Origin of the sequence: Methylobacterium carpenticola (assembly GCF_042748905.1) — a bacterium.
Taxonomy (GTDB): domain Bacteria; phylum Pseudomonadota; class Alphaproteobacteria; order Rhizobiales; family Beijerinckiaceae; genus Methylobacterium; species Methylobacterium carpenticola.
Map to the genome: position 1 here is coordinate 937,741 of NZ_JBHZEO010000001.1, position 18,719 is coordinate 956,459.

Consider the following 18,719-nt stretch of genomic DNA (forward strand, 5'->3'; position numbering starts at 1 on the left):
AACAGGGTCGTCGCGCCCCGCGGATCGGTCCGCCGGGCACGAGGGCCGTTCGCCACTTGCCGCTCGCCATTCGCCTCACCCGCGGAAGGTCCGCCCGGTTCGCCGCCGGGACCCACGGGCCGCACCGCGACCTGCAACCGCCTCGCACGCTCCATCGGTTACGCGCCGGGGAGGGGAGGCAACCAACGGGAGCAGTCCCATGGCGAAGAAGATCACGGGTTACGTGAAGCTTCAGGTGCCGGCCGGCGCCGCCAATCCGTCGCCGCCGATCGGTCCCGCGCTCGGTCAGCGCGGTCTCAACATCATGGAATTCTGCAAGGCCTTCAACGCGAAGACCGCGCAGATCGAGAAGGGCACCCCGATCCCGGTGATCATCACCGCGTATCAGGACCGGTCCTTCACCTTCGAGATGAAGCAGCCGCCGGTGTCGTTCTTCCTCAAGAAGGCGGCCGGCATGAAGATCGGCAAGAAGCCGGCCTCCGGCTCGAAGACCCCCGGCAAGGGCGCGCCCGCCGGCAAGGTCACCGAGGCGCAGATCCGCGAGATCGCCGAGAAGAAGATGCCCGACCTGAACTGCGATTCGGTCGATTCCGCCGTCGCCATGATCCGCGGCTCCGCCCGGGCCATGGGTCTCGAGATCACCGGCTGAGGAGGGCGTCATGGCACGTGAAGGCAAGCGCATCCGCGCCGCCCGCGAGGGCATCGACCCGACCAAGGTCTACTCGCTCACCGACGCGGTGAAGCTGATCAAGGAGCGCTCGACCGCCAAGTTCGACGAGACCTTCGAGATCTCGATGAACCTCGGCGTCGATCCGCGCCACGCCGACCAGATGGTCCGCGGCGTCTGCAACCTGCCGAACGGTTCCGGCCGGACGGTGCGGGTGGCGGTGTTCGCCCGCGGCGCCAAGGCCGACGAGGCCAAGGCGGCGGGTGCCGACATCGTGGGCGCCGAGGATCTCCTCGAGACGATCCAGGGCGGCACGATCGACTTCGACCGCTGCATCGCGACCCCGGACATGATGCCGCTCGTCGGCCGTCTCGGTAAGGTGCTGGGCCCGCGCGGCCTGATGCCGAACCCGAAGGTCGGCACCGTCACCATGGACGTGAAGGGCGCGGTCGGCGCCGCCAAGGGCGGTGCGGTCGAGTTCCGCGTCGAGAAGGCCGGCATCGTGCATGCCGGCATCGGCAAGGTGTCGTTCGAGGATCAGAAGATCGTCGAGAACGTCCGCGCCTTCGCGGATGCGGTGGCCCGGGCCAAGCCCACGGGCGCCAAGGGCACCTACATCCAGCGCATCGCCGTCTCCTCGACGATGGGCCCCGGCATCAAGGTCGATCCGGCGAGCGTGCTCGCCGCCGCCTCGGCCTGATCCCGCGACCGTTTCGGGATGCTGAAGGGCCCGCCCCGGCAACGGGGCGGGCCTTTCTGCTTGGGCTCGGTGCGGTCGGCGGATCGTGAGCGGAAATCCGGTCTCTCGGGGGCGCCTTCCGGCCGCGCTGTGCTAGATATGGCACCATGCGTAGCACCGTCCCGGTCTCCTCCTCGCGACGCGTTCTCTGCGTCTTTCCCGCCTACACGCCGTCCTTCGGCACCTTCTCGCACGCCTACCCGCTCATGGGCGGGGTCAAGGCGTTCATGCCGCCGCAGGGCCTGCTGCTCATCGCCGCCTACCTGCCGGAGACCTGGCAGGTCCGCTTCATCGACGAGAACATCGCCCCCGCGACGCCGGCGGATTTCGCCTGGGCGGATGCGGTGTTCGTCTCCGGCATGCACATCCAGGCCGCGCAGATCCGCGACATCTGCGGGCGCGCCCACGCGGCCGGCCGGGTCGCGGTGCTGGGCGGGCCCTCGGTGTCGGGCTCGCCCGAGCAGTATCCGGGCTTCGACTATCTCCATATCGGCGAGATCGGCGACGCCACCGACGAGCTGATCCGCCGGCTCGACGCCGACGCGAGCCGCCCGCCCGCCCAGGTGAGGCTGGAGACGGCGGACCGCCTCGGCCTCTCCGACTTCCCGGTGCCGGCCTACGGGCAGGTGCCGCTCAAGCGCTACCTGATCGGCTCCCTGCAATTCTCCTCGGGCTGCCCCTATCGCTGCGAGTTCTGCGACATCCCGGCCCTCTACGGCCGCCAGCCGCGGCTGAAGACGCCCGAGCAGCTCCTGTCCGAGCTCGACGCCATCGTGGCCCAGCCCGGGCATCCGGCGGTGGTCTACTTCGTCGACGACAACTTCATCGGCAACCGCAAGGCCACGCGGGAGATGCTGCCCCACCTCGTGGAGTGGCAGAAGCGGAACGGCTACCCGCTCCAGTTCGCCTGCGAGGCGACGCTCAACATGGCCAAGCAGCCCGAGATCCTCGAGCTGATGCGGCAGGCCAACTTCATGACGGTGTTCGTCGGGATCGAGACGCCGGAACTCGACGCCCTCAAGAGCATCGACAAGCAGCACAACGCCGCCGTGCCGATGATGGAGGGCATCGCCACCCTCAATTCCTACGGGCTGGAGGTGACCTCGGGCATCATCCTCGGCCTCGACACCGACACGGCGGAATCCGAGGAGCGGCTGATCGCCTTCATCGACCGCTCGAAGGTGCCGGTCCTCACCATGAACCTGCTGCAGGCGCTGCCGCGCACGCCCCTGTGGGACCGCCTCGCCAAGGAAGGGCGGCTCGTGGACGACCCGCGCCTCGAATCGAACGTGCGCTTCCTGCGCCCGCACGACGAGGTGGTGGCGAGCTGGCGCCGGGCCATCGCCCATGCCTACACGCCCGAGCAGCTCTTCGACCGCTTCCGCCACCAGATCGACCAGACCTACATCCATCGGATCAAGACGCCGGCGAGGACGCGGATCACCCGCGCCAACCTGCGCCGCGGCCTCGTGCTCGGCTTCAACATCGCGCTGCGGGTGGGCCTGCTCTCCGACTATCGCGGCGCGTTCTGGCGGGCGGCGGGCTACGCCCTGCGGCGCGGGCAGATCGAGGCGGTGTTCAACATGGGCTTCGTCGCCCACCACCTGATCCGCTTCACCCGCGAGGCCCTGCGCGGCGAGCACAACGCCTCCTTCTACGCCGCGAAGGCGGTCGAGCGGCGCGGTGCCCGGGGCGGCTGGTGGGGACGGCGGCGGCCGGAGGGAAGGGCGGCCTGAACCCCTTCCGTCTCCGGAGGACGTGTGACATCCTCTCCCCACGGGCGAGGCGGGGTGCCCTGCGACCGAATATCCCTATTCGGCCACTTGGCAGGGCGTTTGCACGCCGCTATAGACCGCGCTCCACGTTTTCACACCATTGACGGGCCTCGGCCGATCGGCCGTGGCCTGACGAGACGTCCCCGGGCAACCGGGTGACGAGTGGCCGGCGGGCACAAGGGGATCTCTCCTCGCGCCCCGTCCGGCCATGTCCTGTCCGAGACTGCAGGCGCCGGCCCGCCGGCTTAATCCGCCAGCCTGCACAGACGGGGAAGACCGAGTTTCACCGCCCTGGCCGCCTCGCGGCGGCACGGGCGTCGGTTTGAACCATCTCGCCCGGAGCGTCGGCATCCGCCGCCGAGCCGGGGACAGGGCCGTGAAGCGTCGCTCGCGCCGCCGCGGTCTTAACGAAGGCCTTGGCACCGCGTGGGCGGCACCCGCAACCGGCGGAACTGCTCCTGGTTCCGCCAACCGGAGAGAGCCCGGTGGACAGAGCAGCAAAAGCTGATCTCGTCGCGACGCTCAACGGGGTGTTTTCCACCACCTCGCTGGTCGTCGTGGCCCACTACAAGGGCCTCACGGTCGCCGACATGCAGAAGCTGCGCGCGCAGATGAAGCAGGCCGGCGCCACCGTGAAGGTCGCGAAGAATCGCCTCGCCAACATCGCTCTCGATGGCACGGACGTCGCTTCCATCAAGCCCCTCCTGAAGGGTCCGACCCTGCTCGCCTATTCGAGCGATCCGGTCGCGGCCGCGAAGGTGGCGGTGGATTTCGCCAAGGGTAACGACAAGCTCGTGATCCTCGGCGGCGCCATGGGCGCGACGGCCCTGAACCCGGACGGCGTGAAGGCTCTGGCCACGCTGCCGTCCCTGGACGAACTGCGCGCCAAGATCGTGGGCCTCGTGCAGGCTCCCGCGACCAAGATCGCTCAGGTCGTCAACGCGCCGGCTGCCAAGCTCGCCCGCGTGTTCGGGGCCTATGCCGACAGTGCCAAGACGGACGAGGCCGCCTGACGGCTCTTCGCTTTCAACCCCATCGTTCAAACCGACAACACGCAGGAACTGGAAATGGCTGATCTTGCCAAGCTCGTCGACGACCTGTCGTCCCTGACCGTCCTCGAGGCCGCCGAGCTCGCGAAGATGCTCGAGGAGAAGTGGGGCGTCTCGGCCGCCGCCGCCGTCGCCGTGGCCGCCGGCCCGGCCGCGGGTGGCGCTGCCGCCGCGCCGGTCGAGGAGCAGACCGAGTTCACTGTCGTCCTGGCCTCGGCCGGCGACAAGAAGATCGAGGTCATCAAGGAGGTCCGCGCGATCACCGGCCTCGGCCTCAAGGAGGCCAAGGACCTCGTCGAGGGCGCGCCGAAGCCCGTCAAGGAGGGTGTCTCCAAGGACGACGCGGCCAAGCTCAAGGCCCAGCTCGAGAAGGCCGGCGCCAAGGTCGAGCTCAAGTAAGGCGATGCGGGCCACCCGGCCCGCGGACCGCGTCGCGGCCGCCGGCTCCGTGCCGGCGCGCCGCGGCCCCTCCAGCCCGCGGGCTCGCGCCCGCGGGCTAGAGCGTTTTCCGGCGAAGGGCTTGGCGCTCCGACGCCCCCTCGGGATCCGGGGCATGGATCCCCATATGTTTCTGTTCGGGTGAGGGTCGCCGCGGGCGATCCGGCCGGCGAGGTCGATGCGGCAAGGGTCCCCAGCAGGGGCTCCCGCGTCCCTCCGGCCCCCGTGAGCGGTGGATGAGGAGCGAGGTCACCTATGGCCAACACGCTGGTCGGTCGCAAGCGCATTCGCAAGTTCTTCGGCAAGATCCGGGAAGTCGCCGAGATGCCGAACCTCATCGAGGTCCAGAAGGCGTCCTACGACCAGTTCCTGATGGTGGACGAACCCGAGGGCGGGCGTCCCGACGAGGGCTTGCAGTCCGTCTTCAAGTCCGTCTTCCCGATCTCCGACTTCTCCTCGACCGCGCTGCTCGAATTCGTGAAATACACGTTCGAGGGCCCGAAATACGACGTCGACGAGTGCCGGCAGCGCGGCATCACCTTCGCCGCCCCGCTGAAGGTCACGCTGCGCCTCATCGTGTTCGATGTCGATCCGGATACCGGCGCCAAGTCGGTCAAGGACATCAAGGAGCAGGACGTCTACATGGGCGACATGCCCTTGATGACGGAGAACGGCACCTTCATCGTCAACGGCACCGAGCGCGTGATCGTCTCGCAGATGCACCGCTCGCCGGGCGTCTTCTTCGACCACGACAAGGGCAAGACCCATTCCTCGGGCAAGCTCCTGTTCGCCGCGCGCATCATCCCCTACCGGGGCTCCTGGCTCGACGTGGAGTTCGACGCCAAGGACATCGTCTACGCGCGCATCGACCGGAAGCGGAAAATCCCCGTCACCTCGCTGCTGTTCGCCCTCGGGCTCGACGGCGAGGAGATCCTGTCGACCTTCTACAACCGCGTCAGCTACACGCGCGACGGGCATGACTGGCGCGTGCCCTACGACGCCGAGCGCCTGAAGGGCTTCAAGGCCACGACCGACCTCATCGACGCGGAATCGGGCGAGGTGGTGCTGGAGGCCGGCAAGAAGCTGACCGCCCGTGCCGCCCGGCAGATCGCCGAGAAGGGCACCAAGGCCCTGCGCGCCACCGACGAGGATCTGGTCGGCCAGTACATCGCCGAGGACATCGTCAACTACAAGACCGGCGAGATCTATGCCGAGGCCGGCGACGAGATCAGCGAGAAGCTGCTGAAGGCGCTGAGCGACGTCGGGATCGAGGAGATCCCGGTGCTCGACATCGACCACATCAACATCGGGCCCTACATCCGCAACACGCTCGCGGTGGACAAGAACTCGGCCCGCGAGGGTGCGCTGTTCGACATCTACCGGGTGATGCGCCCGGGCGAGCCGCCGACGCTCGAGACCGCCGAGGCGATGTTCCACTCGCTGTTCTTCGACGCCGAGCGCTACGACCTCTCCGCGGTCGGCCGCGTGAAGATGAACATGCGCCTCGACCTCGACGCGCCCGACACCATGCGGACCCTGCGCCGCGAGGACATGCTCGCGGTGGTCAAGGCGCTGGTGGACCTGCGCGACGGCAAGGGCGAGATCGACGACATCGACCATCTCGGCAACCGCCGGGTGCGCTCGGTCGGCGAACTGATGGAGAACCAGTACCGTCTGGGCCTCCTGCGCATGGAGCGCGCCATCAAGGAGCGGATGTCGTCCGTCGACATCGACACCGTGATGCCGCAGGACCTCATCAACGCGAAGCCGGCGGCGGCGGCGGTGCGCGAGTTCTTCGGCTCGTCGCAGCTCTCGCAGTTCATGGACCAGACCAACCCGCTCTCCGAGGTGACGCACAAGCGGCGTCTCTCGGCGCTCGGCCCGGGCGGTCTGACCCGCGAGCGCGCGGGCTTCGAGGTGCGCGACGTCCACCCGACCCATTACGGCCGCATCTGCCCGATCGAGACGCCGGAAGGCCCGAATATCGGCCTCATCAACTCGCTCGCCACCTTCGCGCGCGTGAACAAGTACGGCTTCATCGAGAGCCCGTTCCGCCGGGTGAAGAACGGCGTCGTGACCGACGAGGTGGTCTACCTCTCGGCCATGGAGGAGGCGAAGTACTACGTGGCGCAGGCGAGCGCCGCGATGGATGCCGAGCGGCATCTCACCGAGGATCTCGTCGTCTGCCGCCGCGCGGGTGAGGTCATCGTGGTCGCCCCCGACCGCGTGGACCTGATGGACGTGAGCCCCAAGCAGCTCGTGTCGGTGGCCGCGGCGCTGATCCCGTTCCTCGAGAACGACGACGCCAACCGCGCGCTCATGGGCTCGAACATGCAGCGCCAGGCGGTGCCGCTCGTGCGGGCCGACGCGCCCTTCGTCGGCACCGGCATGGAGGCGGTGGTCGCCCGCGATTCGGGTGCCGCCATCGCGGCGCGCCGGGCCGGCATCATCGATCAGGTGGACGCCACCCGTATCGTCATCCGCGCCACCGAGGAGACCGACCCGACCAAGCCCGGCGTCGACATCTACCGGCTGCAGAAGTTCCAGCGCTCGAACCAGTCGACCTGCATCACGCAGAAGCCGCTGGTCCGGGTGGGCGAGCAGGTGAAGAAGGGCGACATCATCGCCGACGGTCCCTCGACCGAGTTCGGCGAGCTGGCGCTCGGCCGCAACGTGCTCGTCGCGTTCATGCCGTGGAACGGCTACAACTTCGAGGACTCGATCCTGCTCTCCGAGCGGATCGTGAAGGATGACGTGTTCACCTCGATCCACATCGAGGAATTCGAGGTGATGGCCCGCGACACCAAGCTCGGGCCGGAGGAGATCACCCGCGACATCCCGAACGTCTCGGAGGAGGCGCTCAAGAACCTCGACGAGGCCGGCATCGTCTATATCGGCGCCGAGGTCCACGCGGGCGACATCCTGGTCGGCAAGATCACGCCGAAGGGCGAGAGCCCGATGACGCCGGAGGAGAAGCTGCTCCGCGCCATCTTCGGCGAGAAGGCCTCGGACGTGCGCGACACCTCCCTGCGCGTGCCCCCGGGCGTCACCGGCACCATCGTCGAGGTGCGGGTGTTCAACCGGCACGGCGTCGACAAGGACGAGCGCGCCCAGGCCATCGAGCGCGAGGAGATCGAGCGCCTCGCCAAGGACCGGGACGACGAGCAGGCGATCCTCGACCGCAACACCTACGCGCGTCTCGCCGACGTGCTGGTGGGGCAGTCCCCGGTCGCCGGCCCGAAGGGCTTCAAGAAGGACACGCTCCTCACCCGCGAGAACCTCACGGACTATCCCCGCTCGCAGTGGTGGCAGTTCGCGGTCATCGACGATCGTCTGATGACCGAGATCGAGGCGATGCAGAAGCAGTACGACGAGTCGAAGAAGCGCCTCGAGCAGCGCTTCCTCGACAAGGTCGAGAAGCTGCAGCGCGGCGACGAGCTGCCTCCGGGCGTCATGAAGATGGTCAAGGTCTTCGTGGCGGTGAAGCGCAAGATCCAGCCCGGCGACAAGATGGCGGGCCGCCACGGCAACAAGGGCGTGGTCTCCCGGATCGTGCCGATCGAGGACATGCCGTTCCTGGAGGACGGCACCCATGCCGACATCGTGCTCAACCCCCTCGGCGTGCCGAGCCGCATGAATGTCGGGCAGATCCTCGAGACGCATCTGGGCTGGGCGGCCGCGGGTCTCGGGCGCCAGGTCAGCCAGGCGGTCGATGCCTATCTGCGCACGCAGGACGTCTCGCAGCTGCGCGACCGGATGAGCCAGATCTACAGCCCCTCCGAGCTGGAGGGTCTGTCCGACCAGGACCTCGCCGAGGTCGGCAACAACCTGCGCCGCGGCGTGCCGATGGCGACGCCGGTCTTCAACGGCGCCAAGGAGGCCGACATCGAGGCGATGCTCGAGATGGCCGGGCTCGACCGCTCGGGTCAGTCGACGCTCTATGACGGGCGCACCGGCGAGCCCTTCGACCGCAAGGTCACGGTCGGCTACATCTACATGCTGAAGCTGCACCACCTCGTGGACGACAAGATCCACGCGCGCTCCATCGGCCCCTACTCCCTCGTCACCCAGCAGCCGCTGGGCGGCAAGGCGCAGTTCGGCGGTCAGCGCTTCGGCGAGATGGAGGTGTGGGCCCTCGAAGCCTACGGGGCGGCCTACACGCTGCAGGAGATGCTCACGGTCAAGTCGGACGACGTCGCCGGCCGCACCAAGGTCTACGAGGCCATCGTGCGCGGGGACGACACCTTCGAGGCGGGCATCCCCGAGAGCTTCAACGTGCTCGTGAAGGAGATGCGCTCGCTCGGCCTCAACGTCGAGCTGATCTCCTCCAAGAAGGCCGCCAACGACCAGCTCGAAGCGCCGCCGGAGGCCGCCGAGTAAGGGCTGCCCTCATGGGGCGGACGCGCCGCGGGACCCGTCCCGCGTCCGCGCGTCCGCCCCGATCCCCGGCGAGGCCCCAGGTCCCGCCCGGGCCCTCCGACGACATGCGGATTTCAAGCGCGACGCTCGCCCCACCGGCCCATCGGGGTGATCCGTCGGCTTCAAGGAGATGATCATGAACCAAGAGGTCATGAATCTTTTCAACCAGCAGGCTCAGCCTCAGAGCTTCGACCAGATCAAGATCTCGATCTCGTCGCCTGAGAAGATCCTGTCTTGGTCCTACGGCGAGATCAAGAAGCCCGAGACGATCAACTACCGGACCTTCAAGCCGGAGCGGGACGGCCTGTTCTGCGCGCGGATCTTCGGGCCGATCAAGGATTACGAGTGCTTGTGCGGCAAGTACAAGCGCATGAAGTACAAGGGCGTCATCTGTGAGAAGTGCGGCGTCGAGGTCACCCTCGCGCGCGTGCGGCGCGACCGCATGGGCCATATCGAGCTCGCGGCGCCCGTCGCCCATATCTGGTTCCTGAAGTCGCTGCCGAGCCGCATCGGCCTCCTGCTCGACATGGCGCTCAAGGACCTGGAGCGCATCCTCTACTTCGAGTCCTACGTCGTCATCGAGCCGGGCCTCACCCCCCTGAAGGAGCGTCAGCTGCTTTCGGAGGAGGAGTACCTGCGCGCGCAGGAGGAGTACGGCGAGGACAGCTTCACGGCGATGATCGGCGCCGAGGCCATCCGGCGCATCCTCCAGGACCTCAACCTGGAGAAGATCGCGGCTGACCTGCGCGAGGAGATCGCCACCACCACCTCCGAGCTGAAGCCCAAGAAGCTGCTCAAGCGCCTCAAGATCATCGAGGCGTTCCAGCTCTCGGGCAACAAGCCGGAATGGATGATCCTGACGGTCGTGCCGGTGATCCCGCCGGACCTGCGTCCGCTGGTGCCGCTCGACGGCGGTCGCTTCGCGACCTCGGACCTCAACGACCTCTACCGCCGCGTCATCAACCGCAACAACCGCCTGAAGCGGCTGATCGAGCTGCGCGCGCCGGACATCATCATCCGCAACGAGAAGCGGATGCTGCAGGAGGCCGTCGACGCCCTGTTCGACAACGGCCGCCGCGGTCGCGTCATCACGGGCGCCAACAAGCGTCCGCTGAAGTCGCTCGCCGACATGCTGAAGGGCAAGCAGGGCCGGTTCCGCCAGAACCTGCTCGGCAAGCGCGTCGACTATTCGGGCCGCTCGGTCATCGTGGTCGGTCCGGAGCTGAAGCTGCACCAGTGCGGGCTGCCGAAGAAGATGGCGCTCGAGCTGTTCAAGCCCTTCATCTACGCGCGCCTCGACGCCAAGGGCTTCTCCGCCACGGTGAAGCAGGCCAAGAAGCTCGTCGAGAAGGAGAAGCCGGAGGTCTGGGACATCCTCGACGAGGTGATCCGCGAGCACCCGGTGATGCTGAACCGCGCGCCGACGCTCCACCGCCTCGGCATCCAGGCCTTCGAGCCGAAGCTGATCGAGGGCAAGGCGATCCAGCTGCACCCGCTGGTCTGCGCCGCCTTCAACGCGGATTTCGACGGCGACCAGATGGCCGTGCACGTCCCGCTGTCGCTCGAAGCGCAGCTGGAAGCGCGCGTGCTGATGATGTCGACCAACAACATCCTGCACCCGGCGAACGGCGCGCCGATCATCGTGCCCTCGCAGGACATCGTGCTCGGCCTCTACTACCTCTCGATCGTCGCCGAGGGGATGCCGGGCGAGTACAAGCCGAACAACCCGAAGAACCCGATGCAGGGCGTCTACGGCGATTTCGGCGAGCTGGAACACGCGCTGGCCTCGCGCGCGATCACGCTGCACACCAAGATCAAGTGGCGCTGGAAGGGCCTCGGCCCCGACGGCGAGGAGGTGACGCGCACCTACGACACCACGCCGGGCCGCGTGATCCTCTCCAGCGTGCTGCCGCGCCACCGCAAGGTTCCCTTCGACGTCGTCAACAAGCTGATGACCAAGAAGGAGATCTCGGCGATGATCGACACCGTCTACCGCCATTGCGGTCAGAAGGAGTCGGTGATCTTCTGCGATCGCATCATGGGCCTGGGCTTCAGCCACGCCTTCCGCGCCGGCATCTCGTTCGGCAAGGACGACATGGTGGTGCCGGAGAACAAGTGGTCGATCGTCGACGAGACCCGCGCGCTCGTGAAGGATTACGAGCAGCAGTATCAGGACGGCCTGATCACCCAGGGCGAGAAGTACAACAAGGTCGTGGACGCCTGGGCGAAGTGCTCGGACAAGCTCGCCAGCGAGATGATGAACCGCATCTCGGCGGTGCAGAAGGACGAGAAGGGCGCCGACAAGCAGGTCAACTCGATCTACATGATGAGCCACTCGGGCGCCCGTGGCTCGCCGGCGCAGATGAAGCAGCTCGCGGCGATGCGCGGCCTGATGGCCAAGCCCTCGGGCGAGATCATCGAGAGCCCGATCATCTCGAACTTCAAGGAAGGTCTGGACGTGCTCGAGTACTTCAACTCGACGCACGGCGCCCGCAAGGGCCTCGCCGACACCGCCCTGAAGACCGCGAATTCGGGCTACCTCACCCGCCGCCTCGTCGACGTGGCGCAGGACGCGGTCATCCGCGAGGTGGATTGCGGCACCGACAACGGCATCCGCATGCGGGCGATCATCGACGCCGGTCAGGTCGTGGCGACGCTCGCGACCCGCATCCTCGGCCGCGCCACGGCGGAGGATCTGATCGCGCAGGACGGGTCGATCATCGTGCCGAAGGGCCAGATGATCGAGGAGCGCCATCTGGACGCCATCAACAAGGCCGGCATCCAGGAGGTGAAGATCCGCTCCGTGCTGGTCTGCGCCACGAAGAACGGCGTCTGCGCCACCTGCTACGGGCGCGACCTCGCCCGCGGCACGCCCGTCAACCAGGGCGAGGCGGTCGGCGTCATCGCGGCGCAGTCGATCGGCGAGCCGGGCACGCAGCTCACGATGCGCACCTTCCACATCGGCGGTGCGGCCCAGATCGCGGACTCGTCCTTCATCGAGTCGAGCTTCGAGGGCACGGTGAGGATCCGCAACCGCGGTCTCGCCCGCAACTCGGACGGCGATCTCGTCGCCATCGGCCGCAACGTGGCGGTGGTCATCGTCGGGCCGGACGGCACCGAGCGGGCGGTCCACCGCCTGCAATACGGGGCCCGCGTGAAGGTCGACGAGGGCGACACCATCAAGCGCGGCCAGCGCATCGCCGAGTGGGATCCCTACACCCGGCCGATCCTGACCGAGGTGGACGGCATCGTCGCCTACGAGGACCTGATCGACGGCCAGTCGATCACCGAGACCACCGACGAGTCGACCGGCATCGCCAAGCGCGTCGTCATCGACTGGCGGGGCTCGGCGCGCACGGCGGACCTGCGTCCGGCGCTCGCGATCCACGATCACAACGGCAAGGTGCAGAAGCTGCCCCGCGGCTCCGACGCCCGTGCCCTGCTGCCCGTGGACGCGATCATCGGCGTGGATCCGGGCTCCCGGGTCAAGGCCGGCGACATCCTGGCCCGCGTCTCGACGGAGAGCGCCAAGACCCGCGACATCACCGGCGGTTTGCCGCGGGTGGCGGAGCTGTTCGAGGCGCGTCGTCCGAAGGACGCGGCGATCATCGCCGAGAAGTCGGGCACGATCGCCTTCGGGCGCGACTACAAGAACAAGCGCCGCCTGTCGCTGACCCCGCACGACGGGTCGGAGCCGGTCGAGTACCTGATCCCCAAGGGCAAGCACATCCACCTGCAGGATGGGGACGTGGTCGAGATCGGCGACTTCATCGTCGACGGCAACCCGGCGCCGCACGACATCCTGGCCATCAAGGGCGTCGAGGAACTCGCCGCCTACCTCGTGAACGAGATCCAGGAGGTCTACCGGCTGCAGGGCGTGTCGATCAACGACAAGCACATCGAGGTCATCGTCCGGCAGATGCTGCAGAAGGTGGAGATCACCGATAGCGGCGATTCGGAGATCCTCACCGGCGACCAGATCGACCGGACCGAGCTGGCCGACATCAACGAGCAGCTGATCAGCGAGGGCAAGAAGCCGGTGCAGGGCGTTCCCGTCCTCCTCGGCATCACCAAGGCCTCGCTGCAGACCCGCTCCTTCATCTCGGCGGCCTCGTTCCAGGAGACCACCCGCGTCCTCACCGAGGCGGCGGTCAACGGCAAGGTCGACACCCTCGAGGGCCTGAAGGAGAACGTCATCGTCGGCTCGCTCATCCCGGCGGGCACCGGTGCGATGATCGCCGACATCAAGTCGATCGCGCGTCGCCGCGACGACCTGATCATGGCCCAGAAGACCGCCGAGAGCGGCGCGGCGCTTCAGGAACTGCCCGCCGCCGAGTAGGCGAGGGGAGTTCCGCCGACATCATGAGAGGGCCGGCGCCGCCGAGAGGTGGCGCCGGCCCTCTCGCTTTTCAGGCGGCGTCCGCCCCGTGCGCGCCCGGCCGCCGCCGCCAGGGCCCGCCCACGGGGATCCTGTGAGCGGTTGCTCCCGAAACCGGCCATTAACGCTTGACAGGGTCCGGACCGGGCATTAAGAGCGCGTCCTACTGAACGGCTGGCCGTAGGCGGCAGCTGATCGACGAGCCCCAAGAGCCTCGATCCAAGCCGCCTAAACGCGACCGAACTTCAAACCGACTGACACGTGTCAGACCGGCATGACCGCGGGGGCCTCGGCTCCGGTGGTCCTCTGCTCGCATGGCGCGCCAAAGGCTGGAGAGCAGCCTGGGGCGCGATTTGCGTTGCTGTTTGTCCAGCGCCGGTCCGCCCGGACGAGATTGAATTTGACGGTCGCCCCGGACGGCGATGCGTTGCGAGAGGAATGGCATGCCGACGATCAACCAGCTGATCGCCAATCCGCGGAAGGCGCAGAAGGCCCGCAACAAGGTGCCGGCTCTCGAGGCCTGCCCGCAGAAGCGCGGCGTCTGCACGCGCGTCTACACCACGACCCCGAAGAAGCCGAACTCGGCGCTCCGCAAGGTGGCCAAGGTCCGCCTGACCAACGGCTTCGAGGTGATCGGGTACATTCCGGGTGAGGGTCACAACCTCCAGGAGCACTCGGTGGTCATGATCCGCGGCGGCCGCGTGAAGGATCTTCCGGGCGTGCGCTACCACATCCTGCGCGGCGTGCTCGACACCCAGGGCGTCAAGAACCGCAAGCAGCGCCGCTCGAAGTACGGCGCCAAGCGTCCGAAGTAAGCGTATCCAGCGTCTTTATCGCCTGCCCCGCAAGGATGTCGCCGGCTTCACGCTCAAGGCGGCCTGCGCGGGGCGTACCAGATCGTTATTTTAAGACCTGAAGGAAGCGCGCGATGTCCCGCCGCCATTCTGCCGAGAAGCGCCAGATCATCCCCGACGCCAAGTACGGCGACGTCGTGCTGACCAAGTTCATGAACTCGGTCATGTACGAGGGCAAGAAGTCGGTCGCCGAGAACATCGTCTACGGGGCCTTCGACATCATCGAGAACCGCGCCCGCGTGAACCCGATTGAGGTGTTCCGGGCCGCCCTCGACAACGTCGCTCCGGCGATCGAGGTGCGCTCGCGGCGCGTCGGCGGCGCCACCTATCAGGTGCCGGTCGAGGTTCGTCACGAGCGCCGCCAGGCGCTGGCGATCCGCTGGCTGATCCAGGCCGCGCGCTCGCGCAACGACCGCACCATGGTCGAGCGCCTCTCGGCCGAACTCCTCGATGCCGCCAACAACCGCGGCGCCGCCGTCAAGAAGCGGGAAGACACTCACCGGATGGCCGAGGCCAACCGCGCCTTCTCGCACTACCGCTGGTAATCACCCGCGGTCTCTCCCGCCTTCAGGAGCCCCCCGATGCCCCGCACGCATGCGATCGAGGACTACCGCAACTTCGGCATCATGGCCCACATCGATGCCGGCAAGACCACGACGACCGAGCGGATCCTCTACTACACCGGCAAGTCCCACAAGATCGGCGAGGTCCATGAGGGCGCCGCCACCATGGACTGGATGGAGCAGGAGCAGGAGCGTGGCATCACGATCACCTCGGCTGCGACCACCTGCTTCTGGCGCGACAAGCGCCTGAACATCATCGACACCCCCGGCCACGTCGACTTCACCATCGAGGTGGAGCGCTCGCTCCGCGTGCTCGACGGCGCCGTCTGCGTGCTCGACGGCAACCAGGGCGTCGAGCCGCAGACCGAGACCGTGTGGCGTCAGGCCGACAAGTACGACGTGCCGCGCGTCGTGTTCGTCAACAAGATGGACAAGATCGGCGCCGACTTCTTCAAGTGCGTCGCCGACATCATCGACCGCGTGGCCGGCAAGCCGGTCTGCCTCCAGCTGCCGATCGGCGCGGAGAGCAGCTTCCGCGGCGTGATCGACCTCATCAAGATGAAGGCGATCGTGTGGTCGGGCGAGGCGCTCGGCGCGAACTTCGCCGAGGAGGAGATCCCGGCCGATCTCGCCGAGCAGGCTGCGGAGTACCGCACCAAGCTCGTCGAGGCCTGCGTCGAACTCGATGACGAGGCCATGGCCGCCTATCTCGACGGCGTGGAGCCGGACGAGGCCACGATGCGCCGCCTCGTGCGCACGGCGGTGCAGCGCCGCGCCTTCCACCCGGTGCTGTGCGGCTCGGCGTTCAAGAACAAGGGTGTCCAGCCCCTCCTCGACGCCGTCGTCGACTACCTGCCGTCTCCCGCCGACCGCGGCGAGATCAAGGGCATCGACTACAAGACCGAGGAAGAGGTCGTCCGGCGGCCCTCCGACGCCGATCCGTTCTCCATGCTCGCCTTCAAGATCATGGACGATCCGCATGTCGGCACCATCACCTTCTGCCGCATCTATTCCGGCAAGGTGGAGTCGGGCGCCAACCTCCTGAACTCGACCCGCGACAAGCGCGAGCGCGTCGGCCGCATGCTGCTGATGCACGCCAACAACCGCGAGGACATCAAGGAGGCCTATGCCGGCGACATCGTCGCGCTGGCCGGCCTCAAGGACACCCGCACGGGCGACACCCTCTGCGATCCGACCAAGGCCGTGATCCTGGAGAAGATGGAGTTCCCCGAGCCGGTGATCGAGATCGCCGTCGAGCCGAAGTCGAAGGCGGACCAGGAGAAGCTCGGCATCGCGCTCTCGAAGCTCGCCGCCGAGGACCCGTCCTTCCGCGTCTCCACCGACCAGGAATCGGGCCAGACCATCCTGAAGGGGATGGGCGAGCTCCACCTCGACATCAAGGTCGACATCCTGAAGCGCACCTACAAGGTCGAGGCCAATATTGGCCAGCCGCAGGTGGCGTACCGGGAGAAGCTGACCCGTCGCACGGAGATCGACTACACCCACAAGAAGCAGACCGGTGGCACCGGTCAGTTCGCGCGGGTGAAGCTGGTGGTCGAGCCGAACGAGCCGGGTGCCGGCTACGCGTTCGAGTCGAAGATCGTCGGCGGTGCGGTGCCCAAGGAGTACATCCCGGGCGTCGAGAAGGGCCTCAACAGCGTCCTGACCGCCGGCATCCTGGCGGGCTTCCCGGTGGTCGACATCAAGGTGGAGCTGGTCGACGGCGCCTACCACGAGGTCGACTCCTCGGCGCTCGCCTTCGAGATCGCCTCACGGGCCGCGCTCCGTGAGGCTCTCCAGAAGGGTGGCTCGGTCCTGCTCGAGCCGGTGATGAAGGTCGAGGTCGTGACCCCGGAGGATTACACCGGTTCGGTCATCGGCGACCTGAATTCCCGGCGCGGCCAGATCCAGGGCCAGGACATGCGCGGCAACGCCAACGTCATCAACGCGATGGTGCCGCTCGCGAACATGTTCGGCTACGTGAACCAGCTCCGCTCCTTCACCCAGGGGCGCGCGAACTTCACGATGCAGTTCGACCACTACGAAGAGGTCCCGCGCGGCGAGGCCGAGAAGGTGGTGGCGAAATACGCCTGACGACCCGCGGGCCCCGGCCGGATACCGGCCGGGCGCCCCGATGATGACGGGGTTTGATGCGCCGACCGCTCAAGCCCGACCTCAACAGCAGACCGTTACGGAGATTTGGCCATGGCCAAGGAAAAGTTTTCGCGGACGAAGCCGCACTGCAACATTGGCACGATCGGTCACGTTGACCATGGGAAGACGTCCCTGACGGCGGCGATCACGAAGGTGCTTGCGGAAGCGGGCGGTGCGACGTTCACGGCCTACGACCAGATTGACAAGGCCCCGGAGGAGAAGGCGCGCGGGATCACGATCTCGACGGCGCACGTGGAGTACGAGACGCCGAACCGTCACTACGCGCACGTGGACTGCCCTGGTCACGCGGACTACGTGAAGAACATGATCACGGGTGCGGCGCAGATGGACGGCGCGATCCTGGTTGTGTCGGCGGCGGACGGCCCGATGCCGCAGACGCGCGAGCACATCCTTCTGGCGCGGCAGGTCGGCGTTCCGGCGCTGGTCGTGTTCATGAACAAGGTCGACATGGTGGACGATCCGGAGCTTCTGGATCTGGTCGAGCTTGAGGTGCGCGAGCTTCTGTCGAAGTACGACTTCCCGGGGGACGACATCCCGATCACCAAGGGGTCGGCACTGTGCGCTCTGGAGAACCGGGAGCCGAAGATCGGGCACGACGCGATCCTCGAGCTGATGAAGACGGTGGACGCCTACATCCCGCAGCCGGAGCGTCCGATCGACCTGCCGTTCCTGATGCCGATCGAGGACGTGTTCTCGATTTCGGGCCGCGGCACGGTGGTGACGGGGCGCGTGGAGCGCGGGATCATCAAGGTGGGCGAGGAGGTCGAGATCGTCGGCATCCGTCCGACCACGAAGACGACGGTGACGGGCGTCGAGATGTTCCGCAAGCTGCTTGACCAGGGTCAGGCGGGCGACAACGTGGGCGTCCTTCTGCGCGGCACGAAGCGCGAGGACGTGGAGCGCGGCCAGGTGGTGTGCAAGCCGGGTTCGGTGAAGCCGCACACGAAGTTCAAGGCCGAGGCCTACATCCTGACGAAGGAAGAGGGCGGGCGTCACACGCCGTTCTTCACGAACTACCGTCCGCAGTTCTACTTCCGGACGACGGACGTGACCGGGGTGTGCCAGCTGCCGGAGGGCACCGAGATGGTGATGCCGGGCGACAGCGTGACCATGGACGTGACGCTGATCGTGCCGGTGGCGATGGAGGAGAAGCTGCGCTTCGCCATCCGCGAAGGCGGCCGCACCGTCGGCGCCGGCGTCGTCGCATCCATCTCCGAGTAAGCGCTTCGCCGCTGAGAGCCAACGCGGGACAGGTGAGGGGGCGGGCCCTCGAGCCCGCCCCTTCCCCGTCGCGAGGACCAGACAGTCATGAACGGCCAGAATATCCGCATTCGCCTCAAGGCGTTCGATCATCGCATCCTGGATTCGTCGACCCGCGAGATCGTCTCGACGGCGAAGCGGACCGGTGCGCAGGTTCGCGGGCCCATCCCGCTGCCGACCCGGATCGAGCGCTTCACCGTCAACCGCTCGCCGCACATCGACAAGAAGTCGCGTGAGCAGTTCGAGATGCGCACCCACAAGCGCGTGCTCGACATCGTCGACCCCACCCCGCAGACCGTGGACGCGCTGATGAAGCTCGACCTCGCCGCGGGCGTGGACGTGGAGATCAAGCTCTGACGGTCCGCTGAGGATCGTTGGAGCTTCGGGCAGAACCGCGCGGGG

The 18,719-nt window shown here is 67.4% G+C and carries 12 protein-coding genes; all 12 read left to right on the forward strand.

Annotation, left to right across the window (positions count from 1 at the left end):
* Positions 1–199: 199 nt before the first annotated feature.
* The 12 genes from rplK (at position 200) to rpsJ (ending at position 18,674) form a co-directional block, all read left to right on the forward strand.
* Positions 200–649: a 50S ribosomal protein L11 gene (gene rplK, locus ACE101_RS04475; protein ID WP_379126356.1), complete on the forward strand. Its 450-nt coding sequence runs from the start codon at positions 200–202 to the stop codon at positions 647–649.
* A 10-nt stretch (positions 650–659) separates the two neighbouring features.
* Positions 660–1,367 (forward strand): 50S ribosomal protein L1, encoded by a 708-nt coding sequence (gene rplA, locus ACE101_RS04480; RefSeq protein ID WP_379126357.1) that lies wholly within the window; start codon positions 660–662, stop codon positions 1,365–1,367.
* 146 nt (positions 1,368–1,513) lie between these two features.
* Positions 1,514–3,142, forward strand: a complete 1,629-nt coding sequence (locus ACE101_RS04485; protein WP_379126358.1) for a B12-binding domain-containing radical SAM protein — start codon at positions 1,514–1,516, stop codon at positions 3,140–3,142.
* Positions 3,143–3,666: 524 nt separating this feature from the next.
* Entirely contained in the window at positions 3,667–4,194 is a 528-nt protein-coding gene (gene rplJ, locus ACE101_RS04490; RefSeq protein ID WP_379126359.1) for a 50S ribosomal protein L10, read from the forward strand.
* 54 nt (positions 4,195–4,248) lie between these two features.
* Positions 4,249–4,629 (forward strand): 50S ribosomal protein L7/L12, encoded by a 381-nt coding sequence (gene rplL / locus ACE101_RS04495; protein ID WP_379126360.1) that lies wholly within the window; start codon positions 4,249–4,251, stop codon positions 4,627–4,629.
* A gap of 294 nt (positions 4,630–4,923) precedes the next feature.
* A complete protein-coding gene (gene rpoB / locus ACE101_RS04500) occupies positions 4,924–9,048 on the forward strand; it encodes a DNA-directed RNA polymerase subunit beta (protein WP_379126361.1) in 4,125 nt (1,374 codons plus the stop codon).
* Between the two features lie 175 nt (positions 9,049–9,223).
* Entirely contained in the window at positions 9,224–13,426 is a 4,203-nt protein-coding gene (rpoC, locus tag ACE101_RS04505; RefSeq protein ID WP_379126362.1) for a DNA-directed RNA polymerase subunit beta', read from the forward strand.
* A 482-nt stretch (positions 13,427–13,908) separates the two neighbouring features.
* On the forward strand, positions 13,909–14,280 hold the full coding sequence (gene rpsL, locus ACE101_RS04510) for a 30S ribosomal protein S12 (protein WP_379126363.1): 372 nt from the start codon (positions 13,909–13,911) through the stop codon (positions 14,278–14,280).
* Between the two features lie 113 nt (positions 14,281–14,393).
* Entirely contained in the window at positions 14,394–14,864 is a 471-nt protein-coding gene (rpsG, locus tag ACE101_RS04515; protein ID WP_379126365.1) for a 30S ribosomal protein S7, read from the forward strand.
* Between the two features lie 36 nt (positions 14,865–14,900).
* Positions 14,901–16,976, forward strand: coding sequence for an elongation factor G (gene fusA / locus ACE101_RS04520; RefSeq protein WP_379126367.1), 2,076 nt, complete (start codon positions 14,901–14,903; stop codon positions 16,974–16,976).
* A gap of 111 nt (positions 16,977–17,087) precedes the next feature.
* Positions 17,088–18,278 (forward strand): elongation factor Tu, encoded by a 1,191-nt coding sequence (gene tuf, locus ACE101_RS04525; RefSeq protein ID WP_379126353.1) that lies wholly within the window; start codon positions 17,088–17,090, stop codon positions 18,276–18,278.
* Between the two features lie 87 nt (positions 18,279–18,365).
* Positions 18,366–18,674 carry a 30S ribosomal protein S10 gene (rpsJ, locus tag ACE101_RS04530; RefSeq protein WP_012330343.1) on the forward strand — a complete coding sequence of 103 codons (309 nt, stop codon included), beginning with the start codon at positions 18,366–18,368 and terminating at the stop codon, positions 18,672–18,674.
* Positions 18,675–18,719: the final 45 nt, after the last annotated feature.